This is a genomic window from Mycobacterium sp. DL, assembly GCF_039729195.1.
In the GTDB taxonomy this organism is placed as follows: domain Bacteria; phylum Actinomycetota; class Actinomycetes; order Mycobacteriales; family Mycobacteriaceae; genus Mycobacterium; species Mycobacterium hippocampi_A.
The window spans coordinates 3,962,860-3,989,371 of sequence record NZ_CP155796.1 but is presented as its reverse complement, the minus strand read 5'-3'; the positions used below and the strand labels follow the sequence as shown (position 1 = coordinate 3,989,371).

At 65.6% G+C, this 26,512-nt stretch carries 29 protein-coding genes; 18 read left to right on the top strand and 11 right to left on the bottom strand.

Annotated elements, in window-relative coordinates:
• Positions 1-12 precede the first annotated feature (12 nt).
• The 3 genes from ABDC78_RS19055 to ABDC78_RS19045 are packed head-to-tail and all read right to left on the bottom strand — an operon-like array spanning position 13 to position 2,041.
• Positions 13-912, bottom strand: coding sequence for an alpha/beta hydrolase (locus ABDC78_RS19055; RefSeq protein WP_011895462.1), 900 nt, complete (start codon positions 910-912; stop codon positions 13-15).
• A gap of 52 nt (positions 913-964) precedes the next feature.
• Positions 965-1,399 carry a PaaI family thioesterase gene (locus ABDC78_RS19050; RefSeq protein ID WP_011895463.1) on the bottom strand — a complete coding sequence of 145 codons (435 nt, stop codon included), beginning with the start codon at positions 1,397-1,399 and terminating at the stop codon, positions 965-967.
• A 48-nt stretch (positions 1,400-1,447) separates the two neighbouring features.
• Positions 1,448-2,041 carry a TetR/AcrR family transcriptional regulator gene (locus ABDC78_RS19045; protein ID WP_011895464.1) on the bottom strand — a complete coding sequence of 198 codons (594 nt, stop codon included), beginning with the start codon at positions 2,039-2,041 and terminating at the stop codon, positions 1,448-1,450.
• Positions 2,042-2,221: 180 nt separating this feature from the next.
• On the opposite strand from ABDC78_RS19045, the gene ABDC78_RS19040 reads away from it, so the two are divergent.
• From ABDC78_RS19040 to ABDC78_RS19030, 3 genes are read left to right on the top strand one after another with little or no spacing between them, the layout of a single operon-like run.
• Entirely contained in the window at positions 2,222-3,715 is a 1,494-nt protein-coding gene (locus ABDC78_RS19040; protein ID WP_067992167.1) for an acetyl-CoA acetyltransferase, read from the top strand.
• The gene (locus ABDC78_RS19035; protein ID WP_043985022.1) at positions 3,712-4,809 is read left to right on the top strand and encodes a medium chain dehydrogenase/reductase family protein; all 1,098 of its coding nucleotides are present in this window, start codon (positions 3,712-3,714) and stop codon (positions 4,807-4,809) included. The genes ABDC78_RS19040 and ABDC78_RS19035 overlap by 4 nt, the downstream gene beginning before the upstream one ends.
• A gap of 59 nt (positions 4,810-4,868) precedes the next feature.
• Positions 4,869-5,420 (top strand): carboxymuconolactone decarboxylase family protein, encoded by a 552-nt coding sequence (locus ABDC78_RS19030; protein ID WP_011895467.1) that lies wholly within the window; start codon positions 4,869-4,871, stop codon positions 5,418-5,420.
• Between the two features lie 31 nt (positions 5,421-5,451).
• On the opposite strand, the gene ABDC78_RS19025 is transcribed toward ABDC78_RS19030, so the two are convergent.
• Together ABDC78_RS19025 and ABDC78_RS19020 are read right to left on the bottom strand one after the other, a co-directional pair.
• Positions 5,452-6,000 carry a hypothetical protein gene (locus ABDC78_RS19025; RefSeq protein WP_052537336.1) on the bottom strand — a complete coding sequence of 183 codons (549 nt, stop codon included), beginning with the start codon at positions 5,998-6,000 and terminating at the stop codon, positions 5,452-5,454.
• Between the two features lie 179 nt (positions 6,001-6,179).
• Positions 6,180-7,049, bottom strand: a complete 870-nt coding sequence (locus tag ABDC78_RS19020; RefSeq protein WP_011895469.1) for a metal-dependent hydrolase — start codon at positions 7,047-7,049, stop codon at positions 6,180-6,182.
• 102 nt (positions 7,050-7,151) lie between these two features.
• Here ABDC78_RS19020 and ABDC78_RS19015 point away from each other — a divergent pair, with 102 nt between their 5' ends.
• On the top strand, positions 7,152-7,793 hold the full coding sequence (locus ABDC78_RS19015; protein ID WP_011895470.1) for a TetR/AcrR family transcriptional regulator: 642 nt from the start codon (positions 7,152-7,154) through the stop codon (positions 7,791-7,793).
• A gap of 91 nt (positions 7,794-7,884) precedes the next feature.
• Here ABDC78_RS19015 and ABDC78_RS19010 read toward each other — a convergent pair whose 3' ends face one another.
• On the bottom strand, positions 7,885-8,526 hold the full coding sequence (locus ABDC78_RS19010) for a TetR/AcrR family transcriptional regulator (protein ID WP_085981140.1): 642 nt from the start codon (positions 8,524-8,526) through the stop codon (positions 7,885-7,887).
• 137 nt (positions 8,527-8,663) lie between these two features.
• Between ABDC78_RS19010 and ABDC78_RS19005 the strand changes: the two genes are divergently transcribed.
• The 8 genes from ABDC78_RS19005 to ABDC78_RS18970 all read left to right on the top strand — a co-directional run bounded on the left by ABDC78_RS19005 (position 8,664) and on the right by ABDC78_RS18970 (position 17,192).
• Entirely contained in the window at positions 8,664-8,789 is a 126-nt protein-coding gene (locus ABDC78_RS19005) for a hypothetical protein (protein ID WP_255620133.1), read from the top strand.
• A gap of 110 nt (positions 8,790-8,899) precedes the next feature.
• On the top strand, positions 8,900-11,986 hold the full coding sequence (locus tag ABDC78_RS19000; protein WP_067992162.1) for an MMPL family transporter: 3,087 nt from the start codon (positions 8,900-8,902) through the stop codon (positions 11,984-11,986).
• Between the two features lie 449 nt (positions 11,987-12,435).
• A complete protein-coding gene (locus ABDC78_RS18995; RefSeq protein WP_178357487.1) occupies positions 12,436-13,959 on the top strand; it encodes a fused MFS/spermidine synthase in 1,524 nt (507 codons plus the stop codon).
• 80 nt (positions 13,960-14,039) lie between these two features.
• A complete protein-coding gene (locus ABDC78_RS18990; protein ID WP_178357486.1) occupies positions 14,040-14,333 on the top strand; it encodes a hypothetical protein in 294 nt (97 codons plus the stop codon).
• A 74-nt stretch (positions 14,334-14,407) separates the two neighbouring features.
• Positions 14,408-14,833 (top strand): TIGR03618 family F420-dependent PPOX class oxidoreductase, encoded by a 426-nt coding sequence (locus ABDC78_RS18985; protein ID WP_178357485.1) that lies wholly within the window; start codon positions 14,408-14,410, stop codon positions 14,831-14,833.
• 152 nt (positions 14,834-14,985) lie between these two features.
• Positions 14,986-15,114 carry a hypothetical protein gene (locus tag ABDC78_RS18980; protein WP_256735893.1) on the top strand — a complete coding sequence of 43 codons (129 nt, stop codon included), beginning with the start codon at positions 14,986-14,988 and terminating at the stop codon, positions 15,112-15,114.
• Between the two features lie 3 nt (positions 15,115-15,117).
• Entirely contained in the window at positions 15,118-16,464 is a 1,347-nt protein-coding gene (locus ABDC78_RS18975; protein ID WP_178357484.1) for a hypothetical protein, read from the top strand.
• A gap of 245 nt (positions 16,465-16,709) precedes the next feature.
• Positions 16,710-17,192: a hypothetical protein gene (locus ABDC78_RS18970; RefSeq protein ID WP_178357483.1), complete on the top strand. Its 483-nt coding sequence runs from the start codon at positions 16,710-16,712 to the stop codon at positions 17,190-17,192.
• A 45-nt stretch (positions 17,193-17,237) separates the two neighbouring features.
• Here ABDC78_RS18970 and ABDC78_RS18965 read toward each other — a convergent pair whose 3' ends face one another.
• A complete protein-coding gene (locus ABDC78_RS18965; protein WP_178357482.1) occupies positions 17,238-18,044 on the bottom strand; it encodes an ESX secretion-associated protein EspG in 807 nt (268 codons plus the stop codon).
• 124 nt (positions 18,045-18,168) lie between these two features.
• Between ABDC78_RS18965 and ABDC78_RS18960 the strand changes: the two genes are divergently transcribed.
• Positions 18,169-19,095, top strand: coding sequence for a phosphatase PAP2 family protein (locus tag ABDC78_RS18960; protein WP_347133145.1), 927 nt, complete (start codon positions 18,169-18,171; stop codon positions 19,093-19,095).
• A gap of 31 nt (positions 19,096-19,126) precedes the next feature.
• On the opposite strand, the gene ABDC78_RS18955 is transcribed toward ABDC78_RS18960, so the two are convergent.
• The 4 genes from ABDC78_RS18955 to ABDC78_RS18940 are packed head-to-tail and all read right to left on the bottom strand — an operon-like array spanning position 19,127 to position 20,956.
• A complete protein-coding gene (locus ABDC78_RS18955) occupies positions 19,127-19,447 on the bottom strand; it encodes an SMR family transporter (protein WP_178357480.1) in 321 nt (106 codons plus the stop codon).
• Positions 19,448-19,452: 5 nt separating this feature from the next.
• The gene (locus tag ABDC78_RS18950) at positions 19,453-19,791 is read right to left on the bottom strand and encodes an SMR family transporter (protein ID WP_178357479.1); all 339 of its coding nucleotides are present in this window, start codon (positions 19,789-19,791) and stop codon (positions 19,453-19,455) included.
• A 27-nt stretch (positions 19,792-19,818) separates the two neighbouring features.
• Positions 19,819-19,959, bottom strand: coding sequence for a hypothetical protein (locus ABDC78_RS18945; RefSeq protein ID WP_178357478.1), 141 nt, complete (start codon positions 19,957-19,959; stop codon positions 19,819-19,821).
• 10 nt (positions 19,960-19,969) lie between these two features.
• Positions 19,970-20,956 (bottom strand): LLM class F420-dependent oxidoreductase, encoded by a 987-nt coding sequence (locus ABDC78_RS18940; protein ID WP_178357477.1) that lies wholly within the window; start codon positions 20,954-20,956, stop codon positions 19,970-19,972.
• 204 nt (positions 20,957-21,160) lie between these two features.
• Between ABDC78_RS18940 and ABDC78_RS18935 the strand changes: the two genes are divergently transcribed.
• The 5 genes from ABDC78_RS18935 to ABDC78_RS18915 are packed head-to-tail and all read left to right on the top strand — an operon-like array spanning position 21,161 to position 26,509.
• Positions 21,161-22,414, top strand: a complete 1,254-nt coding sequence (locus ABDC78_RS18935) for a hypothetical protein (RefSeq protein WP_178357476.1) — start codon at positions 21,161-21,163, stop codon at positions 22,412-22,414.
• Between the two features lies 1 nt (position 22,415).
• Positions 22,416-23,069 carry a DUF4129 domain-containing protein gene (locus tag ABDC78_RS18930; RefSeq protein WP_178357475.1) on the top strand — a complete coding sequence of 218 codons (654 nt, stop codon included), beginning with the start codon at positions 22,416-22,418 and terminating at the stop codon, positions 23,067-23,069.
• Positions 23,066-24,217: a DUF4350 domain-containing protein gene (locus tag ABDC78_RS18925; protein WP_178357474.1), complete on the top strand. Its 1,152-nt coding sequence runs from the start codon at positions 23,066-23,068 to the stop codon at positions 24,215-24,217. Before ABDC78_RS18930 ends, ABDC78_RS18925 begins: the two co-directional genes overlap by 4 nt.
• 38 nt (positions 24,218-24,255) lie before the next feature.
• A complete protein-coding gene (locus ABDC78_RS18920) occupies positions 24,256-25,176 on the top strand; it encodes a MoxR family ATPase (RefSeq protein WP_218620371.1) in 921 nt (306 codons plus the stop codon).
• 10 nt (positions 25,177-25,186) lie between these two features.
• The gene (locus ABDC78_RS18915; RefSeq protein ID WP_178357472.1) at positions 25,187-26,509 is read left to right on the top strand and encodes a DUF58 domain-containing protein; all 1,323 of its coding nucleotides are present in this window, start codon (positions 25,187-25,189) and stop codon (positions 26,507-26,509) included.
• Positions 26,510-26,512 lie beyond the last annotated feature (3 nt).

Below are 26,512 nucleotides of genomic sequence, written 5' to 3'. Positions count from 1 at the left end.
CCTGAAAGACGCTCAGTCCGACGAGTCGTTCAGCGTGCGGTCGAGAAAATCTGCGACTGCCGAAGTGAAGGCGTCGTTGTCGTCGCCCGCAACCATGTGGCCCGTGCCCGAAACGTCGACAGCCTCGGCGTGCGGTACGACTTCGAGGAACTCCTCGACCGACTGCTGCGACGTCACGTCGGAGTGAACGCCGCGAATGAGAAGCGTTGGTGCTCGCACGCGGCGGGCCCCTTCGATGAGAAGGTCGCTTATGGCGCCGAATTCTTTGGCACCAGTTGCTGGGTCGCCCTGCAGGAACTCGAAGTTGGAAGCTATGAACGCCGGATCCCATCGCCAGATCCACCGACCGTCGTCGCGCTGCTGCAAGACCTTTCGGAGACCGTCCAAGTTCTTGGGCCGAGCGCGATGCCGGTTGTACTGGGCAATGACGTCCGCGGCCGCGTCGAGCGTATCGAATCCGTCGGGATGGGCGCCCATGAAAGACACGACGCGGCGTGCTCCGTGAAACTCCATTCGCGGAGTTATGTCGACCAGTACGACGGCTCCCCACAGATCGGCAGGCGCCACCAAATGCGTTCCCAACACCGTCATGCCGCCCAAGGATGCGCCAACGACAGCTGGCGGGCGGCCATCGCTGGCATATCGGCGAATCGACAGCAGGTCGGATGCAAGTCGGTCGAGATCGTATCGACCATCGGGGTCCCACTCGCTGTCGCCGTGACCGCGGGCGTCGTAAGCGACGACGGTATACCCGCGCGCGTGTAAGCGGCGCGCGGTAGTCGCCCAGGCATGGCGGTTCTGTCCACCGCCGTGCAGCAGTATGACGACCGCGCGGGCGGATTCGTGTCGGTAGACATCGGCTGCAAGGGCGGTTCCGTCTTCGTTGCGGACGCGCTCGAACGTTGAGGTCATTTGCTGTGTCCTCGATGGTCGCCTTGGGCAGCGTTCTCGTTCCGCGACCGGATCACGAGGCGCTCTGGGCGACGACGGTCACTGTTCCCTGTGCGGCGCATACCGGGCGTCCCGTATTGGTGATGTCGATCCTGGCGACGCCGCTACGCTTCCCCAGCGCGATGATGTCGGCGACCGCAACGCAGACTCCACTGGACACCGGACGTAGGAGGTTCAGTTTGAATTCGGTTGTGGCCACCCATGACCCAGGTGGGATCACCGGATAGAACACCACGCCCAAGCAGTGGTCGACCATCGCTGACAGGCATCCGCCATGCAGAGTGCCGAAAGGAGTCAACAAATCGGCTCGGGCGTCCATTTCCACTACCAGTCTCCCGGCGGAGAACTCGATGTGGCGGAAGTCCAAGTACTTGGCGAGCCCTCCCGAGGTTCCCCCCGCGTGCTGGAGCTCCTCGGCTATTTGCTTGTTGAACTGGGGGAAGTCCATGGTCAGCGCCTCGTTTCGTTCAGCGATACCGATGCCATCGCTGAGACACTACTCCGCAGTTGTCGCAGCAATGCAACTGTGAGTGTCGGCCAGTAGCGCGGGAAGCAGGAATCGGCGCAAGAAAGCATCGATTCCTTCGGGGCTGCGGTGCCGGGGGCCGCGAACCGCGAGCAAGCTGAGGATGATGCGCAAAATCCATTCGGCGGCGTCATCGACCGAAACGCCGGCTTCGAGTTGATGCCAGTGTGCGGCGAACACGGGTCGCAGAAACTCGGCGACGAGTTCGAACAGCGCCACCGACGTTCCCTCGGCCAGTCCCACGCCGGCGAGTTCATCGTCGCTGGCGAAGAGCATGCCGATTATCGGTTCGCGGCGTGCCGCGCGCACCGTGACTGCAACGAAGTCCAATATGGCAGAGCCCAAGTCGGTGTGCGCCAAGATCCGTCCGCTGGTGCGGTGCAGGTAGCGTTCCGCTGCGCGGACGATGACACCGGATACGACGGATTCGCGACTAGCGAAGTAGCGATAGACCGTGGCGCGCGATACGCCCGCATGCCTGGCGATATCCTCCATCGTGGTGCCCGACAGCCCCTTGCCTTGCAGGCACGTTTCGGCGGCGTCGAGTAGGCGATCGCGCGCCATATCGCGGTTTCGCCCAGGAGTCGCGTCGCCCCGCCGCAACGATCTCTTCGTCACGGGTACGAGTATGCCCTGTCAAGGGACCCGCTCTGTCGAACACCCGCGGTTGTCGCATGGAAACGGATGTGACAATATCGCAGTCGTGTCGCATAGAAGACCTCGACGATGAGCGTGATCTGACCGTTGGCCATCCCACCACGCACTCCGGTTGTCGTCGGCGTCGGTGAACTGACACATCGCGGTGAAGGCACCGTCGATCCCATCGATTTGGCCGCCGAGGCCGCGCGTCGAGCGCTGCATGATGCTTCGGCCGCGATCGGGCATCGCATCGATACCGTGGCGACGCCCGGAATCTTGATGATCCCACGCGACAACCCCGCGTCGAGGATTGCCGAAGCGACTGGGCTGACGCCGGATCATCGCATCAGTTGTCCGGTCGGCGGCAACACCCCCCAGTATCTGGTCGAGGTCCTCGGCCGCCGCATTTGGCGCGGCGTCAGCGACGGGGCTCTGATCGTCGGAGCGGAAAGCGGCGCGTCAGCACGCAAAGTCGCATCCGGTAGCGCACTTTTGGAGCCCAAACCCATCGCAGCACAGGACGAGTCACTCGGTGACACCCGCCCGGGACTGAGCGAAGCCGAGGTGGGCGCCGGGTTACATTGGCCGCACGAGGTGTACCCGATCTTCGAATCCGCGATCGCGGCCCGATCAGGCCGCACATTCGACGAACAGCGCCGCTGGCTGGGTGACTTGATGGCTCCGTTCACGGTTGAGGCGTCCCGACATCTCGAGCAGGCCTGGTTTCCGCGTGCCCGTAGCGCAGACGAGCTCAGCACGGTCTCCCCGGCTAACCGGATGGTGTGCGAGCCGTATCCGAAGCTGCTCAACAGCATCATCGCCGTGGATATGGCTGCCGCTTTCGTGATCATGGCCGCCGAAGTCGCCGAGGAACTCGGAGTGCCCAGTGATCGTTGGGTCTTCCCGTGGTCGTCGGCCACATGCAACGACGTGTATTTCCCGGTTCAGCGGCCTGATCTGGGTCGTTCCGCCGGAATAAGGGCCGCCGGCAAGGCGGTATTGGCGGCCAGTGGACTTCACATCGACGACATTAGATGGTTTGATTTCTACTCTTGCTTTCCTTCCGCGGTCGAGGCGGCGATCGACGCCTTGGATCTCGACCCGGCGGATGACCGCGGGTTCACGGTGACCGGCGGACTGCCCTACCACGGAGGGCCGGGTAACAACTATGTCAGCCATTCGATCGTCGAGATGGTGCGACGCTGCAGGAGCGACCCGGACGCCGTCGGGCTCGTGTCCGGACTGGGCTGGTACATCACAAAGCACTCGCTGGGTCTGTGGTCGGCGACTCCACCGCCAACGGGATGGCAGACTCCGGACATGGCCGATGCGCAGTCTGCGATCGACGGCACCTCCCTCCCGGTCGCTTCTCCCGCCGACGCATCCGGAGAGGCGACCATAGATGGATACACGGTCGTGCACGACCGTGACCAAGGCCCCTCCTGGGTGCCGATTTTCGCGCGCATGACCGACGGCCGCCGCGTCGCGGCGCGCAGTGACGATGCCGAGGTGGCGGTGGCAATGTCACGAGACATGTGCGTCGGACACCAAGTCGCCGTGCGGCAGGCGGACGGACACGTCGAATTCGAACTGTCGTGAACGCCGACGCGCTCGTGCTGACCAAGCCGCGCACCCTTGAACGGCGGCATCTTCCGGTGCCGCGCATCGACGACGAGTCCGGTCTCCTGCGGATCGAGGCGTGCGGGCTCTGCGGAACCGACCACGAGCAGTTCAGCGGACACCTGCCGACGGGGTTCGCCTTCATCCCCGGACACGAGATCATCGGCGTCATCGAGGGAATCGGTGACGCCGCGCGCGAGCGTTGGGGCGTCTCGGTGGGTCAGCGAGTCGCCGTCGAGGTGTTCCGATCGTGTCGGGAGTGCGACTCGTGCGGCCGCGGCGAGTATCGCAGGTGCTCGAGCAACGGCCTCGCCACCATGTTCGGCTTCGTCGACGTGAACATCCCGCCCGGCCTGTGGGGAGGCTATGCAACCCACCTGCATCTGCCGTTCGATTCCATGCCGTTGCCGGTCCCGGACGGACTCGACCCGATCGTCGCGACGTTGTTCAATCCGCTTGGGGCAGGGATCAAATGGGCTGCCATGTTGCCCGAGACAAGCCCGGGCGACGTCGTCGCGGTCCTCGGACCAGGGATCCGCGGGATTTGTGCTGCCGTAGCCGCCAAGGAGGCCGGAGCGGCATTCGTCGCGATGACCGGGGTCGGCCCTCGCGACCGAACTCGGCTAGCCGCAGCCCACCAGTTCGGCGTGGACCTGACCATCGACGTCACCGAAGACGACCCGGCGCAGGCCCTGCAAATGGCGACCGGCCGGCTCGCAGATGTCGTCGTCGACGTCACCGCGAAGGCGCCAGCCGCATTCGCGGACGCCGTCGCACTCGCGCAGCCCGGCGGACGCGTGGTGGTCGCGGGCACACGCGGCGGCGGCGGAGCGCCGGGCTTCGAGCCAGACCTGCTCGTATTCAAGGAACTACGCATCTTCGGTTCGTTGGGGGTCGACTACCCCGCCTACCAGAGCGCCATCGAGCTGCTGGTCTCTAGGCGTTGGCCCTTCGAAGAATTGCACCGCGAGATCACCGGTTTCGCCGGCCTGCCCGGGCTGCTCGACCTTCTGGCCGGCAACGAGCCGGACCGGGTCCCCGCTCTGCACAACGTCTTTGTGCCGATCGCCTGACAGCGCCAACTAGCGCCCAACCGGAAGGATCCACCGTGAGCAGCCAAAGCCGGGTTGACATGCTTGCCCTGACAGATGCCCGCGAGCGCGCCGCTCAATGCGGGATTCCGGACGCCATGGCTGAACTGTCTGTTTTCAGGATCGCGCTTCATCAGCCCCCTGTAGCCGTCGCATTGCATGGAATGCTGGAGGCGTTGCTGTGGAAAGGCGCGCTGGATGCGCGGCTACGGGAGCTGATCATCATGCGAATCGGCTGGGTCACTGATTCGGTCTATGAGTGGACGCAACACTGGAGGGTTGCCCGCTTGCTCGATGTGCCCGAACGCGACCTGCTCGGGGTGCGCGACTGGCAGAACGCCGGCCACTTCGGCGAAGCCGAGCGGGCGGTACTGGCGGCGACAGACGAGACGTTGCGTGACGGCACCATCTCGGATGAAACCTGGGCTGAGTGTCAGCGCGCGTTGCACGGGGACCCGGCCGTCCTCGTCGAACTCGTCGCCGCGATCGGGAATTGGAGATTGTTCTCAGCGCTGCTGCGGTCCTTGCACGTGCCGCTAGAAGACGGCCTCGAAGGATGGCCCCCTGACGGAGTTCGACCCTCCGTTGACTGAAGGGTGATCGGCTCGCCATGTCGACTCCGTGCTATGACTCTGCCCCTAGCACCTGTTGGTCGGGATCTGACGATGTCGAACGGTCGGGCGGTTGCATCTGCAGACGGCGATTCCACCACCGAGGATTGCGCCGGGCCTGAAGACTGAGCCGACGGAATTCCATCCGCTGCAGTCGAAGGAGAACTGGAACACCCAGCAGCGGGACGATCGCACCACGGACCGCACCTCGGCGACCATTCTCCAGCAATCCGGCTACAGCACTGAGCCCCGAAATGTAAAGAATACCGTTGTAAGGCACCAGGATTGGGCCGCATAGTCCTTCGCACTCGGACAGGCTTGGCACACCAAATCTCCAGCGCTTCGGCCAGTGTATGAAGTGAGCCAACACGGTCGTCAGGAACAGGCCGTTCACAACACCGAGGACAGCCTCGTGACGCTTATCGGCACGTTCCGCCATGCGAAGTACTACTGCGGTGCTCATGCCCCAACCCGTCGCTGCCGGCACCGGACCAATCACCGACGCGAACGGCATCGCAACTCCGGACAGCAATTCGTAGAAGACATGCGCGCTCGCTGACACGGCGCCAACTTGTGTGCAGATTTGCCGGGACGTCTTCGGACGCTGACGGGACGGCGGTAATGGCCCTTCCGCCCGCATCAGCGGAATGCCTGAACGCGCGATGCGGCCACGGCGCAACGCACTTCTTCGTGAAGAGGTCGTTCCATATGGCGGCTTTCACCACAAAAGTACTTGTCGACCTACACGTTACTCCGTAGCTGTTGGCCGCCATCGGCGTCGAAGAGTTCCTTGGTCCAACGTTCGAGGATTTCTGCGCTATCCCAGTCGTCGGGATGGAACCCGGCGTGGGTGTAGGAACGGAAGCGCTCAATCGCTGCTCGGCTGAACAGCGGGTTATGACGGAAGGCTCGAAGGCTGCGCAGCAACCGCACCGGGTTGTAGGCGGCACGATCGCCGGCCAGAGAGCGGGTGGTCTGGATGACCAACTCGGTGAACAATAGGAGACTGGCGATCCGCATTCCCCAGACCCTGGTGCGTTCGCTTCCACCGACCGTCTCGTAGACATCGAAAGCGACGGCCTTGTGCTCGCATTCCTCCAGTGCGTGCCAAAGCAGAATCGGCCGCACCTCGGTGTAGCCGATCAGTTCTTGAGCTTCGTCGCTGGTGAGAATGATCTCGGCGAATGTCGCCGTGTAGTGCTCGAGGGCTGCCGTCACAGCCAGGCGCATCTTGGGAGAAAAACGCTTCTCGAGTCGGCCAACCAACTTCTTGATATGCCGATCGATCCCCTCGGTGGGATAGCCCATCGCTTGAAGGCGATCGTTGAGCAGCCGATGCTGGTGCCGGTGGGTGGCCTCTTGAGCGATGAATCCCTTGACCGCCTCCTTCAGGTCAGCGTCGCTGATGTGGTCCCGGTACTCGCGGACTGACCGGATGAAGAAGTCTTCGCCTTCGGGGAACGTGGCCGACAAGGTGGACACAAAGTGGCTCATCACCAAGTCGCCATCGACGAAGTGCTGCCGACTGGTCTCAGCAGGCATGTCGAATCGGACACGGCGGGGCTTCGGGACGACCCGCGTGGTGGGCCGTGTGGACGAATCGTCGCTCATGTTGTTCTCCTGTTGTCATGGGCACTGATGATCTGACTTTACGCCTAGTCAGAATTAGATGGCAAGCTATGCGTTGTGCGATCGGTGCGGGTGTACAGCGGGATGTCCGCCGAGGAGCGTCACCGGAACAGGCGCACGCGTCTCATCGAGGCCGCGATGGAGTTGATCGGCACGCACGGCGTTGCCGCCGCCACGGTGACTGCCGTATGCGCTGAGTCCGGCGTGACGTCACGCTACTTCTATCAGCATTTCCCTGACAGAGACGCCCTCTTGCGAGCTGTCTACCAGCAGCTCTACGCAACCTTCCAGGAGGTGATAGTTGACGCGATCCCCGATGCCGGCGCCCCACCCGAGGTGCTCGCGTACGCGCCGATCCGCGGGCTGGTCAGCATGATCAACAATGATCCTCGACTGGGTCGGATCTTGTTCGTGGAATCTGCAACGGAGCCGCTGCTTCGGGAGTTACGCAGCGACATGATGACCGGTTTCACCGACCTCGTATTGCGTGAGGCCAGACTTCACCTTGACATCGCCGACTCCGCAGTGGGCGTTGCCCATTTGGCCTCGACATTGGGTGTGGGTGGGTTATTCGAAGTCTTGCGCCGCTGGCTCGACGGAGAACTCGAGTTCACCACCGATGAACTCGTTCAGCACTGCGCAGGTTTCCTGGGCAGCCTCGGCAGCTATGTGCTGCTGCAGAACGCAGTCGAGTCGGCCACGACCAAAGCCAAACCTCAGAGTTAGCTTCTGGCGCCTCCCGGCCGCGCTTCGCGAATGTCGAGGTGCCTCCGCTTGCTTCATTCCGGACTGAACACATGAACGCCGCTGTACAACATTAGAGGCCAGCGTCGTCGACCAAATAACGTTCGGCGAGCGTCTCGGCAAGCCGACTCGTGTGCTCCACGATCTCCCCCTGGATGACGTCAAGCAAACCTGCATGCCATGCGGTGATCAATTCGACGAAGCCACCAACGGCCACCAGTGTGTCCATCCGAAGGGCGGTTTCATCGGCTTCCGGCCTCAGGTGTGGCTCACTGGCTGCGATCACCAGGTGTGTCGCCTCCTGCAGTGCGACAGCGCGCCGATCCTGAAGCGGGGAACTGCCCACGTGTTGAGCCAGTAGAATCTTCGCCCTGCCCGGATCCTCTGCAATCCGGTCGACCACCGCGGCGATGGTCACGCGGATGGTCTCCATCGGCGGCTGCCCGATGCGTTCTGCGAGCGTCGCAGAAACCTCACCGAGCATCTCGTTGCGCACGCCGTCCCATGCAGCGACAAGTAACTCGTCGCGGGTCTTGAAGTCTTCGTAGAAGTAACGGTCGTTCAGGCCGGTTTTGGCGCACACTCCTCTCATCGTGACTGCTGCCCAACCGCTTTCACTCCAGATTTCCGTCGCGGCATCAATGAGGCGCTGACGGCGCTCCGCCCGGCGTTCAGCACCGGTACGCCCGCCCCATCTCTTCGACCGCGTCCGCACATGTCCATCTTGGCAAGCCACAGTAGGTCGCAACACTTTGGTAGCATCCGCCCCCAATGGGGGCGCGTGCCACCATAGGACTCCGCGGAGGGCAGCGATTGACGATCAGAACGCTCAAACTTCGAGTTCTCAGAGACGTGGCAGCGGCTGTCGTCATTCCCGCCCCCAGCAGTGATCGTGCGGCACTGGCGACGGTGGCGGTAGGAGGCGCCCTGCACGCCGTGCAGGTATTCGCGGCCGACTGGCCCGCCGCAATCCCGTAGGGAGTCGACTCATGACGCTCTTGAGCGAGGCCCCCACCGGTCGCCGTCACCACTTGCACTACGTGCGGTAGCGTACCGATACCGGCAGTATCGCTACCAGTGGAGGCCAAGTGACCGACGGCAGTGCAGATGCCCCAAGCCAGGCCAAGCGGCCTGGTCGGCGCGCCAACGGATCCACCGACCCGGCCGACACTCGCGAGTACAGCGAACGGTTGGCGACCCTGGCCCGGTTCACCCTCCGACACAAAGCGCTCGTCATCGGGGTATGGCTAGGCGCCGCGGTGGTTCTCGCGCTGCTGTTCCCACAGCTGGAAACCGTGGTGCGCCAACAGTCGGTGGACCTCATTCCTCGCGACGCCCCGTCCTTGCAGACGGTTGACCGCATGAGCGCCGCGTTCGGCGAAGAAGGCTCGAAAACCATGGTGTTCGTCGCCATGGAAGACCCCACTGGCTTGACTCCAACTGCACGGCAGCGCTACGGCGAACTCGTGCGCCGGTTGCAGGCCGAGGGCGACCACGTCCTGCTGGTGCAGGACCTGCTGGCCGATCCGATTACCGAAGCTCAGGCAGTCAGCGCCGACCGCAAAGCCTGGTATCTGCCCGTCGGTGTCACCGGCACCCTCGGAGACCCCACGGCAGCCGAATCCTTGAACGCGGTGCGCGACATCGCCGCGGAGGTGTTCACCGGATCGACCACGACCGTCCAAGTGACGGGACCACCGGCGACCTTCAGCGACATGATCGCCTCCGCCGAGCACGACCTGCTGTTGATCTCGATCGCTACCGCCGGCGTGATCGCCCTGATCTTGCTGATCGTCTACCGGTCAGTGTTCACCGCGCTGTTGCCACTGCTGGTAATCGGGTTGAGCCTGGCGGTTGGGCGCGGCGTGCTATCCGCCCTCGGCGAGATGGGCATGCCGGTCTCCCAGTTCACCGTCGCATTCATGACGGCGATCCTGCTCGGCGCCGGAACTGATTACACAGTTTTTCTGATCAGCCGGTACCACGAGCAGCGCCGCGCCCAAGTACCCGCCGATCAGGCGATCATCCACGCCACCGCCAGCATCGGGCGCGTCATCCTGGCGTCCGCCGCCACCGTGGCACTCGCGTTCTTGGCCATGGTCTTCGCGCGGCTCAGCGTCTTCGCCGCCCTGGGCCCCGCGTGTGCCATCGCCGTGCTGTTCGGATTTCTGGCGACCGTCACCCTGCTGCCACCCGTGCTGTCGCTAGCCGCCAAACGCGGCATCGGTGAACCCAAATCCGATCGCACCCGCCGCTACTGGAACAGCGTCGCCGTCGCCGTGGTCCGCCGTCCGGTGCCACTGCTGATCGTCAGCCTGGCCATCCTGCTCGCCCTGTCGGCAGCCGCTGCGACCATCAAAATCAGCTACGACGACCGCAAGGGACAACCAGACACCACGGCCAGCAACCAGGGCTACCAACTTCTGGACCGCCACTTCCGCAAGGACGTCGTCATCAGCGAGTTCCTCGTCGTAGAGAACCCGACCGACATGCGGACCGGGAGGGGGCTGGCCGATCTCGACGAGATGGCCTCTCGCGTCTCCCAGATCCCCGGCGTCACCAGGGTGTCCGGAGTCACCCGCCCCACCGGGGAGCGCCTCGACCAAGCAGAACTGGCCTGGCAGAACGGCCAGATCGGCGAGAAAATGGCCGGCGCGGTCGCCGAGGGCAACTCACGCAAGGACGACCTCGCCAAACTCACCGGCGGCGCCGACCAGCTCGCCGACGGCCTCGCCCAACTCGATGGCACGGTGCGCACCGCCCTCGCGCCACTGGCCGGAATCCTCACCCAAGCTCAATCCGCGGGAACTCAGGTCAACCAGTTCCGCCCACTGCTGCAACAACTTTCCGCCACCGCCCCCGCCGTCGACCAAGCCATCCAATCCGGCCCAGGACTGCGACCGCTGGCCAACCAGGCGCAGAACGCGATCACCCAGCTCGATCCACTCGTGGGCGCGCTCAACACCTCACCGTGGTGTGCCGCCACCCCGCAGTGCGCCCAAATTCGTGACCAGGTGAAGATTTTGGTCAGCCTGCGCGACAGCGGATTCTTCGACCAGATCGCCGACCTCGGGGACCGCTACGATCCCGCGACCAATGCCACCGTTGGTGGCACCCTCTCCAACGTCCAGAACGCAGTCGCCTCGCTGGACAAGGCATTCGGAGCCCTCGGTGACCCCGCCGACCTAGCCACCAATCTCCGCCGATTGCAGGAGGGAATCGGACAGCTCGCCTCCGGCGCTCAAGCACTCGCGACCGGTGTCCGCACCCTCGCCGACAGCAACATCGAAATGCTGTCCGGTATGAGCCAGATCGCCACCCAACTACAGAATTCCTCACGCGCAGCGGCGGACTCCGACTCCTCGAGCGGTTTCTACTTGCCCGCTAATGCATTCGAGAACCGGCAATTCACCGATGTTGCCAAGCAATTCCTCTCACCGGACGGCAAGACCGCGCGGTTCATGATCGAAAGCAGCCACGACCCTTACAGCGTCGAAGCCATGGAGCTCGCCAGCCGCATCACCGACACCGCCAACACCGCACGACCCAACACGTCGCTCGCCGACGCCACCGTATCCGTCGCCGGCTTCCCCGCCGTCAACTCCGATATCCAACGATTCCTATGGGCCGACTTCGCACAACTGGCCGTCGCCACCATAATCATCGTCGGCGTCATCCTGGTCCTACTGCTGCGCGCACTCCTGGCACCGCTCTACCTCTTAGGCACCGTCGTGCTCAACTACCTCGCCTCGCTCGGCATCGGCGTTGTGGTATTCCAATGGGGACTGGGCTACGAAATCGCTTGGCCCGTACCATTACTGGCATTCATCATCCTCGTCGCCGTCGGCGCCGACTACAACATGCTGCTCGTCTCACGGCTCCGCGAAGAATCCGGGACCAACATCCGCGTCGGCGTCCTGCGCACCGTGGCAAACACCGGAGCCGTCATCACCTCAGCTGGTCTGATATTCGCCGCCAGCATGTTCGGCCTCATGGTCGGCTCAGTCGCAATCATGATCCAAGCCGGCCTCATCATCGGCTTCGGATTGCTGCTCGATACCTTCCTCGTGCGCACCCTCACCGTGCCCGCCATCGCCACACTTCTACGCGAAGCCAGCTGGTGGCCTTCCAAAGCAACGCGGACCCCAGTAGCTGACACCGCCACGCAGAAATAAGGAGCAACGCACTACTAGTGGAAGCGAGGAATGCGAGGAACGCGAGGTCCATTCGCAGACGTGATCTTTGGTTGCGGATCCGTCGTGATCTGGTGTTGCAAGCCCGTCGAGTAAGCGTCCAAACTGACATCCTGATTTCAAGGTTCCCGCTCTCGGTAAATCAAAGGCGGCCTTGACCACCAAGGTGTCTCAGTCCGCAGGCAGTCCGCAGTAGATTTTCGCGACTCCTGCGCGCGCCAACCCACCCAATGCAGCTGAGCTGGGAAAACTTACGCGGGCCAACGTACCCAACGTCATCAAAACCCCAGGTGGCGTGGTTCGGGACGAAGAGGTCGTGGGTTCAAATCCCGCCACCCCGACTCGTGTGATCGCAGGTGAGAGGCCCTGACCGGGAATTCTGGTCGGGGCCTTCTTCCTGTTCGGCGGCCATCGCGAAGTCGCCTGCGAGGATGGGCTACGTGGCCCAAGCGAATCGCCCGTCCGGGCAGCCCGCGACCCCGGAAGTCACCCTGATGGGTTCCCGCACGGCGTCAGCGCTGGCCTTCTTCTCCTCGGCTGCGGTGCTGGTGGTCGAGATCACCGCGCTCAGACTGCTCGCTCCCTATCTCGGTCTGACACTCGAGACGAGCACGATGGTGATCGGAATCGCGCTGTGCGCAATCGCTTTCGGATCTTGGGTGGGTGGGCGTGTCGCAGACTGGCGGGATCCGCGTCAACTCATCGGGCCCGCACTGGGCATATCCGGGACTGTGGTGGCGTTCACTCCGGCGCTGCTGCGAAGTGTGGCCGAGTGGGCACCACCTGCCCTGATGTTCGTGGCGTCGGCGAGCATCCTGGTGCCTGGTGCGCTGCTGTCGGCGGTGACGCCGATGGTGACGAAGCTGAGGCTGAGCAGGCTCGCCGAAACCGGGACAGTGGTGGGTCAGTTGTCCGGAGTCGGCACCGTGGGCGCGATCGCCGGAACCGTACTCACCGGCTTCGTCCTGATCTCGCGGCTACCGGTCACCGCCATCCTGGTCGGCCTCGGAGTTCTGTTGGTTGCCGGCGCCGGCTTGTTCGAGTGGCGAACCCGCAGGTGGACCAGTGCTACTGCGGCGGCAATGGCGCTCGTGACCGTGGCGGGTGGTGTCGCCGGCTACTTCGCGCCCGGCGGGTGCGACGCGGAAACGCAATACCACTGCGCCCGGCTGATCACGGACCCCGACCGCGGCAGCGGCCGCACCCTGGAACTCGACGGTGTGCGGCACTCCTACGTCGACGTCGACGACCCGACGTTCCTGCAATTCACCTACATCCGTGCGATCGCCGCGATCGTCGATACGTCGTTTCCCGGGTCCGCGCCACTGACGGCCTATCACCTCGGCGGCGGTGGTCTGACGTTTCCCCGCTATCTCGCCGCCCGCCGGCCCGGCACCGACAATGTCGTCTCCGAGATCGACGGCGGAGTGGTGCGCATCGACCGCGACGTACTCGGCGCATCAGACATCGGGATCGACCTTCGCGTCGAAGACGGCCGACTCGGTCTGCGCCGACTCGAAGATGACAGCCGCGATCTCATTGTGGGCGACGCCTTCGGCGGTGTGAGTGTGCCCTGGCACCTCACCACCGTCGAGGCCATGGCAGACGTGCGCAGGGTCCTCAAACCCGACGGCATCTACGTCGCGAACCTCATCGACCACGGAGCCCAGGCGTTCGCGCGCGCAGCGGTCGCGACCTTAAGGCAGACCTTCGATCATGTCATCCTCACCGGCCAGTCCAACCCGCCAGACGGCGGCAATCTGGTCGTCGTGGCCTCGGACGGTCCACTCGATCAACGCGGCATCCACACGGCGCTCGACATCCAGGAAACGCCATGGACCGTCATCGCCGACACCGACTTGTCCACATGGATCGGGGAGGCACACGTGCTCACCGATGACTACGCACCGGTCGACCAACTTCTCCAGCCCTATTCCATCCCACGCGCTCGGTGAGTACCCGAAGACGTTCCGTCCCGTCAGCCCGCGAAATTGGGCGCTATCGTGATAGACGACGCACTCTGCGAAGGAGTTCGATGACGCCGCCGCTCGAAACGCCAACGCCCGCAATGCGCAACGGTGTGGGAACCGCTGCGCTGATTCTCGGGGTCATCTCGATCACGTTCACCTTCGTCCCGATCGTCGGAGATTTTGTCGCGCTCCCCGCCGCGGTCTGCGCGATCATCGCCGGGGTGGTCGGTTCCGGCCGCGTCGATCGCAGGCAAGCCACGAACCGGGGCGCCGCACTGGCCGGCGGCGCCCTCGGAGTTCTCACTCTGCTGCTTGCGCTTGTCATATTCGCCGTGGTCCACGGATTGGCACAGTCCTGAGCTCGAGCCGGTGTAACTCATCGGCGGCCGGGCACTCTGTGATGACAGTGACGCAACCCCACTCAGGAGACCTCATGCCTTCAGCACTGACCGACGACGCCAAGAAGATGCTGTCGAAGCCCAACCCCGCCGTCATCAGCACCGTCCGCAGCGACGGGCATCCGGTCTCGGCCGCGACGTGGTACCTCCTGCGAGGCGACCAGCTGCTGGTCAACATGGATGTTCACCGCAAGCGGCTGAATCACATGCGCAAGGATCCGCGGGTCTCGCTGACGGTGATCGACGACGGCGACTGGTACACCCACGTCACCGTCATCGGACATATCACCGATATCTATGACGACGAAGGCCTCACCGACATCGACGCACTGTCCCAGCACTACCAGGGAAAGCCATACCCGGACCGTGACCGGCCGCGTGTCAGCGCGCTGATCGAGGTCGACCGGGTGCACGGCTGGGGCGCCCAGAAGAACAACGATCAGCCTGACGGCCGCGGCTGAGCGTCGCGCCTCCGAGTCCGGTGACCATCCGGCGCGGCCCAGATTCCATGCCCTGACTGGTCTTCCGGTCATGGCCCTCTTGCCGTCCAGTCCGCCCGAGCGGACGAAATTGGTGCACCACCGGCCCCTCTGGCTGCACTAATCTGGTCGCCATGGATGTCGATCCGGAGATTCTGCGGGCCTTCGCCGGGCAGGTCGACAACGCCGCGGCGCTGATCCGCGACGCCGATATCGGGACCAAGGTGGCCACCGCTGCCGACGGCTTCGAGGGAATCTTCTGACCCGTGCTGCCTTCTCGTTCCCGATTGGAGCGCTGGAATCCCGATTCTCTGGCCTTCACCGGACAAGCGGTCGAGGACAGCGGCCGAGCTGTCGCCGATGCGGTGACCATGATGAGCAACAACATCGACACCATGCCCGAGACCAGAGCGTGGTCCGGTGACGCGCACACCGCGGCCAACAAGATGTTCGGACGCGCAGCGGACGCGGCGAGTGACTTGGCGGCGTACACCAAGACCGTCGGCGCGGCGCTTCGGGGCGGCGCCGGCACCGTCAGCGAAGCACGAACCGCATTGTTGAACAGGGCCGACGAGATCGACATGACCGGTCAATTACACGTCAGCGATCAGTGGGTGGTCCTGATCACCGGCGCTGCGATGACCGCCGAGGAGGCGGCAGCGCTGGAGCGACGCGCCCAGGCCGAGCAGATCACCGTCAACGGACTTCTGCTGGCGGTGGGCGCTGCCGACGACGACACTGCCGCCGCGGTGGTCGCGGCGGCGAAGCCGCACGGGTTCGAAGCGCCAGATCCGACCGGACTGGACAACTTGATGCCCGGACTACAGAGGCCCGGCGATGAAGTGCCTTGCCCGGCGGCGGCGACCGGACTGATGCAGCAGGCAATGCTGCGTGACATCGACATGTCACAAACGGTCAGGGATACGGCGGTGGAAGCCGACGGTGACATCACCACCACAACGCACACCATGCAGGATGGCAGCAAGCAAGTGGTGACCGACGACAACGAGTACCAGTGGGACCGTGGCCCTACCCTGCGCGTCGCCCACTACGACAGAGATGGGAACTTCTTGTCGCAGACCAGCACTGTCACGTGGAAGGACTCGACGACCTATTCACTTCGAGGCGCCACGACAACGAGTACACGTCTTGCAGACGGCACACTCATGGAAACCCATCAGTGGCCGAACGGCAGGACCGAAGCCAAGCTGTACACCCCCGACGGGCGGGAAGGCGACATCCCGATTGAGATTTTCAGCAATCCACCTACGGCCATCGCGGGTGGTGCTCTGACCGGTTTGGAGCGATACGTCGAACAGGGTGGATCCATCCCGAGACTGAGTGCGGAAGCACTCGAGAAGGTCGGTACAGGAGCCAAGTTCGCCGGACCTGCCGTCGGGGTCGCTGAGATGTTGCTCAATGTCGCCGGCGCCCAAAGTGCTTTCGAGCGATGCGTTGACACCTACACCGGTGCCGGCTCAATCGCGGGTGGATTCGCGCCTTTGGCATTCCCTGGAGTGGGATGGATTGGTGCGGGATTCATCTCCGCGGCCGGCTCTCAAGGTGTTGGCGCTCTCGGCACCTTCCTGGGAAATCAGTTCTGCACGCGATGAGACTGGTCAGCAACCTAGCCGCATTCGGGTTTCTGCCTGCATGCGGAATATTCTTTCTCTGGTGGGGGCTCGCGGAAATCGTTGACGGAAAAGGCCTCTCGGGAGCAATCGCGTCAATATTCGCTGTCGGAATTTTCGGCTTTTCGGCCCAATGGGCGGTCATGCGGTGGATGGCGGAGCCTAGAGGCCAGTTCAACTCCGTCGGAACCACAATTCGACCGAGGAAACTCTTTGACGCACTTTCCATGATCTGGATCGGCGCGGCGGTACTCGCGGCCGTACTCTATGTCGCTTTCGCACCATTCGGTCATGTCGACATGCCCACTTATCGGTCTTCCACGCCCTGGATGATGGTCTTCATCCTGGTGACGGGCGTGGCGACGCTGTGGCGCATGATCGCTCACGGCGGCGACTGCTATCTGCGCTTGACCCCGGACAGTTGCGAAGTGTGGAACGGGCCGTGGCTGGCATTCCGGCGCGCCAATTGGGAAGACATCAAACAGATTCAGGACCACCCGGTGCGTCGCAAACTCCGCGGCAGAGAGCTGATCGTGCTGGTGCTGCCCGAGGGTAGAAGCGCCACCCTTCTCTCAGATTGTGTCACCGGCAACAGCGACCCGTTGCGAGACTGGGTTCGGTTCTATTGGCAGCACCCCGAATGCCGCGACGAGCTCGTCGACGGCCGCGCCCTTCAGCGTCTCGATGACAAGAAGTTCACCCGCGAATGACATTGGTCGTCTCTCGTCGCACCGGGGTGAACGCAGTTCTCAACCTCAAATAAGGCCGCGGCGCGCACGCGCGGACTCCATGTCGTCTGCGATGGAACCCTCGATGAAACTCCGCAGCATGTCTTCGCTCAGCGGCTCGGCGTGGCCGTCAGATTCGTAGATGTAGTCGCCGTCGCCGCTGACCCGCACCCACTGCAGGATTCGACTCTGCGGGTCCGGACCCCACTGCCGCGCCGGCTCGTAACGGGTCTGCACCGTCCCGGTCGCCACGATCTCGCTGACGTCGAAGACGCGGGCAGGCAGTTCGTCGGGCTCGGCACGCCGGACAGGGAATCCGAGGTCATCGTATTCTTCCAGCGTATCGGGCATCTTCGGCAGATGATTGCCACCTCCGGCCACCGCGATACGCGGGTGCGCACCCGCGCCGACCAGTCCTACCGATTCTGCAATCGCGGCCGCCAACGCATCCGGCGCCACCGAGTGGATGTCGACGACGTCGATACCGTCCCGGTCGCGGGTCTGCACTGCGACGAACCCGGATTCGCCCGCACGCAACGCGTGCAGCCGCAACTCGGGCGCGTGCGCGTCCAAGGAGTGCACTCGGCATTCCACGCAGACATCGCTTCGCACAAGGGCTTCCACCCATGATCGGACTCCGGGGAGGTCTCCACCGGCGAGTCGATCAGCGATCGGTTCGCCCGCTCTGGCGGCAAGCCACACCGACCCGACGGGTCGGCTACGCCCCAGTGGATACGGCAGCATGTCCCAGCCGAACAGTGCGCACGCCGATTCCAGGTCGACCACGGCCACGGTGTCCCCCGGCGTCTGAGCGAAGCGCGGCACATACGTCATGGACTTATTCTGCGGGCGGCCACGCTCACTGCGTACAAACGGTGCGGGATACAGACTGCCGATACGCTCGGTCGAACGCTGGGTTTCGGTCCGGACCGGACGTACGAATAGGAGCTCTGGGGCGGTGACGAGGACCGAGAGGCGGGTGGCGCTCGATGGGGACGACCGGCTGCATCGGGCCCGGCACCGGTGGACTGCAGTACTGATCGCCGCATTGCTGTTCGGCGCCGTGGTCTACCTGCTGGCCGTGCAGACCACGACGGGCCAGCGGTTCGAGGACGCGGCGCTGCGCGGCGCCACCCAGGTCGACGCCGAGTTGCGTCAGGCGGCGCTGGACCAATTCCACACCATCACGGTGACGTCTCAGCTGGCCGCGGCGGCGATCGTCGGAGTGATCGGGTTACTGCGTCGCCAGGTGTGGCTGGCCGTGGCCGGGGTGGGGGTGATCCTCGGCGGGCAGGCCGCCACGCAGGTGCTGAAGTATCACGTGCTGTCGCGTCCCGAACTTGTCGCGATCAACGGCACGTTCGCCGACAACACATTGCCCAGCGGGCACACCACCGCGGCGATGTCGCTGCTGTTCGCCACGCTGATCGTGATGCCGTACCGGTTCCGTGGTGTGGCCATGTTCTTCACCCTCACCTGGGCGGTGGGCATCGGTGCCTACACCGTCATCATCAAGGCCCACCGGCTCTCGGACACTCTGGCTGCCGACGCGGTGGCGCTCATCGTGGCCTGCGCCGCGTCACACTTCCTGGCCCGTACCGGCCGGATCCGCGCGGTGATCTCCCCCTCTGCGACGCGCTACACACTCCGTACGGTGTTCGTCGTGCTGGTCGGCGCTGTGGGGTCGGCGAGCCTGGCACTCGGCGTGGTGCAGGTGCTGCGCGGCGCGTCGGCCCATCTGAACGACGACCCCGCAGAGTGGCATCTGTTTCTGGGTTCGCAGTGGCTGGCCGCCGCCGGTTCGGTGGCCGCTGCGCTGCTGTTCTGGTGGACCTGGCACCGACTGGAGAGCAAACGTAGCGGCGACCCGGTCAGAACCCGTTAGGGCCGCGTAACGACCCGCGGGTCCTCCGTGCTCAGTGTCCGGCGCCCAGTTCGACCAGCAGGACACCGACCATGATCAATCCGAGTCCGGCAACCATCCGGCGCGTCAACTGCTCACCGAACAGCACCCGTGACGCCAAGGCGGTCAGCGCCACCCCCGCCGCGGCCCAGATCCCGTAGGCGATGCCCAGCGGCATGCCCTGGCGCAGCGAACCGAGCAGCATCGTGAAGGCGACGACGTAGCCGACCAGGACCACGGCGTAGAGGCGCGGCCGGCCGGTCGCGGCGACCCGCAGCGTCAGCGTGGCGACGACCTCCGACAGGATCGCGCCGCACAACAGCAGGTACTGCACTCGCCTCAGCCACCCTCAGACGGCGTCGCGGGATGCGAGCCGGTCTCGACCAGCAGCACCCCGGCGATGATGCAGACCAGGCCGACGCCCATCGCGACGGTGAACGCCTCGCCGAAGAACATCGCCGACAGCGACGCCACGAGTGCCACTCCCGTCGCTGCCCAGATGCCGTAGGCGACACCGATTCCCATGCCCCGCTTGAGCACAGCGGCAAGGAAGACGAACGATGCGAAATAGCCCACCACCACCACGACGTACAGCGCCGGAATCGTGGCGGACCCCTTCAGCGACAGTGTCGCCGCCACTTCACACAGGATCGCGCAGGCCAAAAGAAGCCACGTCATGGCATACCTCTGCGTGTCTCGCCCGCCTCAGGCTGTCGGCTCGCCTGCGTCCCCGTCGACGTCGGGGGTGTCCTTCCGCCGGTCGGCGCCCTCAGCCTCGTCGGCCTTGGTGTTCTTCGAAGATGCCGAACCCTCTTCGTCGTCGTAGATACCTTTGCCTCGGGTCATCGAATTCCCCTCACTGCGAAGCGCTTCGGAGCTTGTCCAGGAGTGGGCCGGCCGCCTGTTCGAGGAACGCATCCTGGCTGTCGCCGCCGACCTGCACGAGTGCGATGTCGGTGAAGCCCGCCTCCCAGTATTCACGCACCGATTCCACGATCGCGTCCAGGTCGGGACCGCAGGGGATGGACTCGGCGACATCCTCGGGTCGGACGAACTGCGTGGCGCCGTCGAAACCCGCCGTGGTCGGCAGATCCGCGTTCACCGCCCAACCACCGGCGAACCATCGGAACTGGTCGTGCGCGCGGGCCACGGCGGCGTCGCGGTCGGGATCCCAGCAGATCGGGATCTGACCGATCACCCGGACGTCGCCCGGAAGCCCGGTCCCACGCCGGGTGTCATGCCAGGAATCGACAAGCTCCTTGTTCGGCTGCACGGCGATCAGGTGGTCGGCCAGCGGCGCGAACTCCTCGACGGAGCGGTCGCCCGAGACCGCCGCTGCAATGGCGATCGGTACATCGGGGACGTCCCAGATCCGCGCAGAATCGACCTGGAAGTACTCACCTTTCCAGTCGACCAACTCCCCGGTCCACAGCTCGCGGATGATCTGAATGGCCTCCCGCAGCATGTCCTGACGCCGCGCCACGGTCGGCCAGCCTGCGCCGACGACGTGCTCGTTGAGGTTCTCCCCACTGCCCAGGCCCAGCGTGAACCGGCCGTCGGCCAGGATCTGCAGGGTCGCCGCCTTCTGAGCGACCACGGCGGGGTGGTATCGAATGGTCGGGCAGGTGACGTAGGTCATCAGCTCCACCCGTTCGGTGGCGTGTGCGACCGCTCCGAGAACCGACCATGCGTAGGGCGCGTGACCCTGCGACGACAGCCAGGGGAAGTAGTGGTCGCTGGACACTTCGAAGTCGAAACCGACTTCTTCTGCCGAAATCGCATAGCGGACAAGCTCTTTGGGTCCACTCTGTTCGGTCATGAGGGTGTAGCCGAAACGCGTCATGCGCGTCGGATACCCGAGCTTCCCAGTCCGAAACGATGACGCCGACCACGGCGTCGCCGAACCCCGATATGACGCACATGTCCCACTCGCGGGCCGCCGGTTGATGCGGTGATCTCGATGATCTCCGGGGGTGCCGGAACGTCAGGCGTGCGTCTGGAGTGACTGACGTTGTCAATTCCGGCGGTGATCGACAGGATGGTGATCATGACCTCAAACGTCGGCGGGTTCGGTCCGGCGGGGACTCCTCCCCCCAGTGGCCCGCCCACCGGCTATCCCCCACCCGGATACCCGGGCTACCCGCCGGCAGGCTACGGGCCACCGCCCGGTTACGGGCCACCGCCGGGCTACGGGCCACCGCCGGGCTACGGGCCACCGCCGGGCTACGGGCCACCGCCCGGTTACGGGCCACCGCCGTACGGCGGCGCGCCCGGCTACGGGTCCCCCGGCTACCCACCGCCGGGATACGGACCGCCGCCGGCGTTGAAGCCGGGCATTGTTCCGCTCCGACCGCTCAGCCTGTCCGACATGTTCAACGGCGCGGTCGCCTACATCCGGGCCAATCCCAAAGCCACCCTTGGCCTCACGACGATCGTCGTGGTCGCGGCGCAGATTCTGACGCTGGTGCTGTCGCTGGTGCCGTTCGCGTTCACCGGCCAGTTCGCCGACGCGATGGGCAGCGACGAGCCCACCGCCGAGATGATGGTCGGCTGGGTGGCATCGAGCCTGACCGCGAGCGTCTCCACGTTTCTGTCGGCGATCCTGCTCAGCGGTCTGCTGACCGTGATCGTCGGGCGCGCGGTGTTCGGCGCCACGATCACGATCGGGGACGCCTGGCGTCGGTTCCGCCCGCGACTGTGGGCGTTGATCGGGTTCACGCTGCTGCAGACAATCGGCGCCGTGCTGCTGATCGTCGTCGCGTTGTTCATCATCTTCGGGATCGCGGTCGCCACCGACGACGGCCTGGTCGCATTTCTCGTCGGTGCCCCGCTCATGCTCGCGGTGCTCGCCGCACTGGTGTACCTCGGCACCATGCTGACGTTCGCACCGGTGGCCATCGTGTTGGAGCGCCGCGACATCATCTCGTCGATCAAACGGTCCTTTGTCCTGATCAAAGGTGACTTCTGGCGGGTGTTCGGCATCCGGCTGCTCGCGACGCTGGTGGCGAATCTGATTGCGGGGGCGGTGGCGATCCCGTTCAGCTTCGGCGGCCAGCTCGTGTTCGCCACGTCGGTGTCGACCGCGGCAATGCTGCTGTCCATGGTGTTGTTGTCGGTGGGTGGCGCCATCGGCCAGATCATCACCGGACCGTTCAGCGCAGGCGTCATCGTGCTGCAGTACACCGACCGTCGCATCCGGTCGGAGGCCTTCGATCTGGTCCTGCAGACGGGCGCGGCGAGCGGACCTGCGACATCGTCACCAGAATCCACCGACGACCTCTGGCTGACCCGCCAGAGCTGACATGCCCACGATCGACATCGACCGCGATGCTGCCCACGGCGCCGCCCAGCGGGAACTCGCAGATCCCGTCTATCCGCGGCCGTCGCTGACCGAGCAGATCGTCAACTGGATCGACGAACTGATCTACCGACTGGTGGCCGGCGGCGCGGACGTTCCGGGTGGCTGGTTCACCGTCACGGTGCTGCTGATCCTGTTGGCCGTCGCCGTGGTGGTGGCCGTCCGCATCGCCCGACGGGCCATGCGCACCAACCGCGGTGCTACGGCCGCGCTGTTCGGCGGCCAGGAACTCAGTGCTGCCGAGCACCGCGCCACCGCCGAAGGGTATGCGGCGGCCGGAGATTGGGCGCCCGCCGTGCGCCACCGGCTGCGGGCAGTCGCGCGCCAGCTCGAGGAGAACGGTGTGCTCGATTCCGTTCCGGGGCGGACAGCGACCGAGCTGGCGCGTACCGCGGGCCGCGCGCTGCCGGATCTGGCCGGCGAACTCACCTCGGCCGCAGAGGCTTTCAACGACGTGACCTACGGGGAACGGCCCGGCCTGGAGTCGCAGTACCGGATGATCGCGGCGCTGGACGACAAGCTGGGCAGCCACATCGCGCGACGGCAGGGCGCATCCCCGCAGACCGAGGCGCCTCCGGCTTGGGCCGAGGTGCGATGACACAGCACTCGTCGACAGTGGTCGGCCCCACCCTGAGCCAGCGTTGGCGCGGACTGCGATGGGTGCTGCTCGCCCTCGCCGTCATCGTCGTCGTCGCCGCGGCAGGAACCTACCTCACCGCCCCTCGACCCGGCGGCAGGATGGAGGCGACGTCGACGTCCGCGGAAGGGGCGCGCGCCCTGGTGACGCTGTTGCGTGACAACGGCGTGACGGTCGTCGAGGCAGAGACCATCGCCGACGTCGAACGCGAGGCCCGATCCGACAGCCTTCTCGTGGCGGCGCAGACGTTCAACCTGTTCGGTGACTCACTGCTGAGCCGGCTGGCGGAGGTGCCGGGCGATCGTCTGCTGGTCGAACCGGTGGGCAGCACCCGCGAGCAACTCGCACCCGGGATCCGCCGCGCGGAATCAACGAGCTATGGCGGGCTGGCACCGAATTGTGATCTGCGCGAGGCGAATCGGGCCGGAACGGTGCAGTTCGGTGTGGCCGACGCCTACCAGGCGTCCGGGACGACACCTGTGACCCGCTGCTACGACGGCGTGCTGGCGCGCTACACCGCAGACGGCCGCACGGTCACCATCGTCGGCAGCTCCTACTTCATGACGAACGAGGGCCTGCTCGAGGAGGGCAACGCCGCGCTGGCGATGAACCTCGCGGGCACCCGATCCCGGGTGGTCTGGTACGCCCCGCAGCGCGACGAGGGTCAGGACTCCGGCGGTAGCGCCACGGTTTCCGACCTGATCCCCCCGCAGGTGACCTGGGTGGTGTGGCAGCTGGTGCTGGCGGTGGCGTTGCTCGCGCTGTGGAAGGCGCGCCGGGTCGGACCGCTGGTGGCCGAGAGGCTGCCGGTGGTGGTGCGTGCCTCGGAGACGGTGGAGGGCCGCGGACGGTTGTACCGGTCGCGACGGGCCAGGGACCGCGCCTCCGACGCGCTGCGCACATCGAGCCTGCAGCGTCTGCTGCCCCGCCTCGGGTTGGGACCGGGGGCCCAGCCGTCCACCGTTGCCGCTGCCGTCGCCGCACGCAGCGGCCTGGACCCCCAGCCCATCACCCATACGCTCTACGGGCCGGCGCCGGCCACCGACGCCGACCTGGTCAACCTCGCCCGCGAACTCGACAACTTGGAAAGGCTGGTCGCACAGTCGTGACACAACCCACCGAGCACGACAGCGCCCGCGCCGCGCTGATGGCGCTGCGCACCGAGATCGGCAAGGTCGTCGTCGGCCAGGACGCCGTGGTCAGCGGCCTGGTGATCGCGCTGCTGTGCCGCGGCCACGTGCTGTTGGAAGGGGTTCCCGGCGTCGCGAAGACGCTGCTGGTGCGCACCCTGGCGGCGGCGCTGCAACTGGACTTCAAGCGGGTGCAGTTCACCCCCGACCTGATGCCCGGCGACGTCACCGGATCGCTCGTCTACGACGCACGCACCGCGGAGTTCGAGTTCCGCGCGGGTCCGGTGTTCACCAACCTGCTGCTGGCCGACGAGATCAACCGGACGCCACCCAAGACGCAGGCAGCGCTGCTGGAGGCGATGGAGGAGCGGCAGGTCAGCGTCGACGGCGAGCCTCGCGCGCTGCCGGACCCGTTCATCGTCGCGGCCACCCAGAACCCGATCGAGTACGAGGGCACCTACCAGTTGCCCGAGGCCCAACTCGACCGGTTCCTGATCAAACTCAACGTTCCGCTGCCGCCGTGCGACCAGGAGATCGCGATCCTCGACCGCCACGCGCGGGGCTTCGACCCGCGCGACCTGTCTGCCGTCAGACCCGTCGCCGGCCCCGCCGACCTCGCCGCAGCGCGCGAAGCGGTCCGGCAGGTGCTCATCGGCGACGAGGTCCTCGGCTACATCGTCGACATCGTCGGTGCGACAAGGCAATCCCCGTCGCTGCAGCTCGGGGTGTCGCCCCGCGGTGCCACGGCCCTGCTGTCGACGTCGAGGTCGTGGGCATGGCTGTCGGGCCGCAGCTACGTCACCCCCGACGACGTCAAGGCGATGGCCAGGCCCACGCTGCGGCATCGTGTCGCACTGCGCCCCGAGGCCGAACTCGAAGGGGCAAGCGCGGACGGCGTGATCGAGGGCATCCTGGCTGCGGTGCCGGTGCCGAGATAGGTGCCGCACAGTGATACTCACCGGACGCACCGGACTGATCGCACTGCTGTGCGCGCTGCCCATCGCGTTCTCCGCCCGGCCCGCACTGGCTTTCGCGGTGCTCGCGGCACTGCTCGCTGTAGCCGTCGCGGCGGATCTGGTCCTGGCGGGGAGCCCGCGGGCCCTCGAGCCGACACGCAGCGGTCAGACCTCGGCGCGCCTGGGCCAACCGGTGACCGCGGTGTTGACGGTGGCCAACGGCGGTAGGTCGCGCTTCCGGGGGGTGGTCCGGGATGCGTGGGCACCCAGCGCCCGCGCCGAACCGCGCACCCATCCTGTTGATATCGCTGCAGGCCAACAGATCACGCTCGAAACACAGTTGCGGCCGGTACGACGCGGCGACCAGGTGTCGGCGCTGGTGACCGCCAGATCGGTGGGGCCGCTCGGCCTTGCCGGAAGGCAGGGGTCGCACCGGGTCCCGTGGACGATCCGCATCCTGCCGCCGTTCCTGTCGCGCAAGCACCTGCCGTCACGGCTGGCCAGGCTCCGTGAGCTCGACGGGATGACGCCTGCGCTGATCAGAGGGCAGGGCACCGAGTTCGATTCGCTCCGTGAGTATGTCGTCGGCGACGACGTCCGCTCGATCGACTGGCGTGCCACAGCGCGACGCGCCGACGTGGTGGTGCGCACCTGGCGGCCCGAACGCGATCGACGGGTGGTGATCGTGCTCGACACCGGTCGGACGTCGGCCGGGCGGGTCGGTGTGGATCCGACGGCGGCAGACCCCGGAGGCTGGCCGCGCCTGGACTGGTCGATGGACGCGGCGCTGCTGCTGGCGGCGCTGGCCACCCGCGCCGGAGACCACGTCGACTTCCTGGCACACGACCGCGTCACCCGGGCCGGGGTGTTCAACACCTCGCGTACCGAACTACTGGCCCATCTGGTCGAGGCGATGGCGCCGTTGGAACCTGCGCTGGTCGAGTCCGATTCGCGGGCGATGGTCGCCGCGATCCAGCGGCGGACGCGACGGCGCGCCCTCGTCGTACTGCTGACCGACCTCAACGCCTCGGCCATCGACGAGGGGCTGCTCACCGTGCTGCCCCAACTGACCGCCAAACACCATGTGCTCTTGGCAGCGGTCGCCGATCCGCGGGTGGACGCACTCGCCGCGGGCCGCACCGATGCCGTCGCGGTGTACGACGCCGCGGCGGCCGAGCGCGCCCGCAACGAACGACGCGACGTCGCGTCCCGGTTGCGGCGCTGCGGGGTCGACGTGGTCGACGCCCCGCCGGAGCAACTCGCACCGGAACTCGCCGACCACTACCTGGCGATGAAGGCCACCGGACGGCTGTAGGGC

Excerpts from the sequence above, each read along its gene's own strand:
- ABDC78_RS19055 (WP_011895462.1), bottom strand. The coding sequence starts at position 912 with ATGACCTCAACGTTCGAGCGCGTCCGCAACGAAGACGGAACCGCCCTT.
- ABDC78_RS19050 (WP_011895463.1), bottom strand. The coding sequence starts at position 1,399 with ATGGACTTCCCCCAGTTCAACAAGCAAATAGCCGAGGAGCTCCAGCAC.
- ABDC78_RS19045 (WP_011895464.1), bottom strand. The coding sequence starts at position 2,041 with ATGGCGCGCGATCGCCTACTCGACGCCGCCGAAACGTGCCTGCAAGGC.
- ABDC78_RS19030 (WP_011895467.1), top strand. The coding sequence starts at position 4,869 with ATGCTTGCCCTGACAGATGCCCGCGAGCGCGCCGCTCAATGCGGGATT.
- ABDC78_RS19020 (WP_011895469.1), bottom strand. The coding sequence starts at position 7,049 with ATGAGCGACGATTCGTCCACACGGCCCACCACGCGGGTCGTCCCGAAG.
- ABDC78_RS19015 (WP_011895470.1), top strand. The coding sequence starts at position 7,152 with ATGTCCGCCGAGGAGCGTCACCGGAACAGGCGCACGCGTCTCATCGAG.
- ABDC78_RS18995 (WP_178357487.1), top strand. The coding sequence starts at position 12,436 with ATGGGCTACGTGGCCCAAGCGAATCGCCCGTCCGGGCAGCCCGCGACC.
- ABDC78_RS18990 (WP_178357486.1), top strand. The coding sequence starts at position 14,040 with ATGACGCCGCCGCTCGAAACGCCAACGCCCGCAATGCGCAACGGTGTG.
- ABDC78_RS18985 (WP_178357485.1), top strand. The coding sequence starts at position 14,408 with ATGCCTTCAGCACTGACCGACGACGCCAAGAAGATGCTGTCGAAGCCC.
- ABDC78_RS18980 (WP_256735893.1), top strand. The coding sequence starts at position 14,986 with ATGGATGTCGATCCGGAGATTCTGCGGGCCTTCGCCGGGCAGGTCGAC.
- ABDC78_RS18970 (WP_178357483.1), top strand. The coding sequence starts at position 16,710 with ATGATCTGGATCGGCGCGGCGGTACTCGCGGCCGTACTCTATGTCGCT.
- ABDC78_RS18965 (WP_178357482.1), bottom strand. The coding sequence starts at position 18,044 with ATGACGTATGTGCCGCGCTTCGCTCAGACGCCGGGGGACACCGTGGCC.
- ABDC78_RS18950 (WP_178357479.1), bottom strand. The coding sequence starts at position 19,791 with ATGACGTGGCTTCTTTTGGCCTGCGCGATCCTGTGTGAAGTGGCGGCG.
- ABDC78_RS18945 (WP_178357478.1), bottom strand. The coding sequence starts at position 19,959 with ATGACCCGAGGCAAAGGTATCTACGACGACGAAGAGGGTTCGGCATCT.
- ABDC78_RS18940 (WP_178357477.1), bottom strand. The coding sequence starts at position 20,956 with ATGACGCGTTTCGGCTACACCCTCATGACCGAACAGAGTGGACCCAAA.
- ABDC78_RS18935 (WP_178357476.1), top strand. The coding sequence starts at position 21,161 with ATGACCTCAAACGTCGGCGGGTTCGGTCCGGCGGGGACTCCTCCCCCC.
- ABDC78_RS18930 (WP_178357475.1), top strand. The coding sequence starts at position 22,416 with ATGCCCACGATCGACATCGACCGCGATGCTGCCCACGGCGCCGCCCAG.
- ABDC78_RS18925 (WP_178357474.1), top strand. The coding sequence starts at position 23,066 with ATGACACAGCACTCGTCGACAGTGGTCGGCCCCACCCTGAGCCAGCGT.
- ABDC78_RS18920 (WP_218620371.1), top strand. The coding sequence starts at position 24,256 with ATGGCGCTGCGCACCGAGATCGGCAAGGTCGTCGTCGGCCAGGACGCC.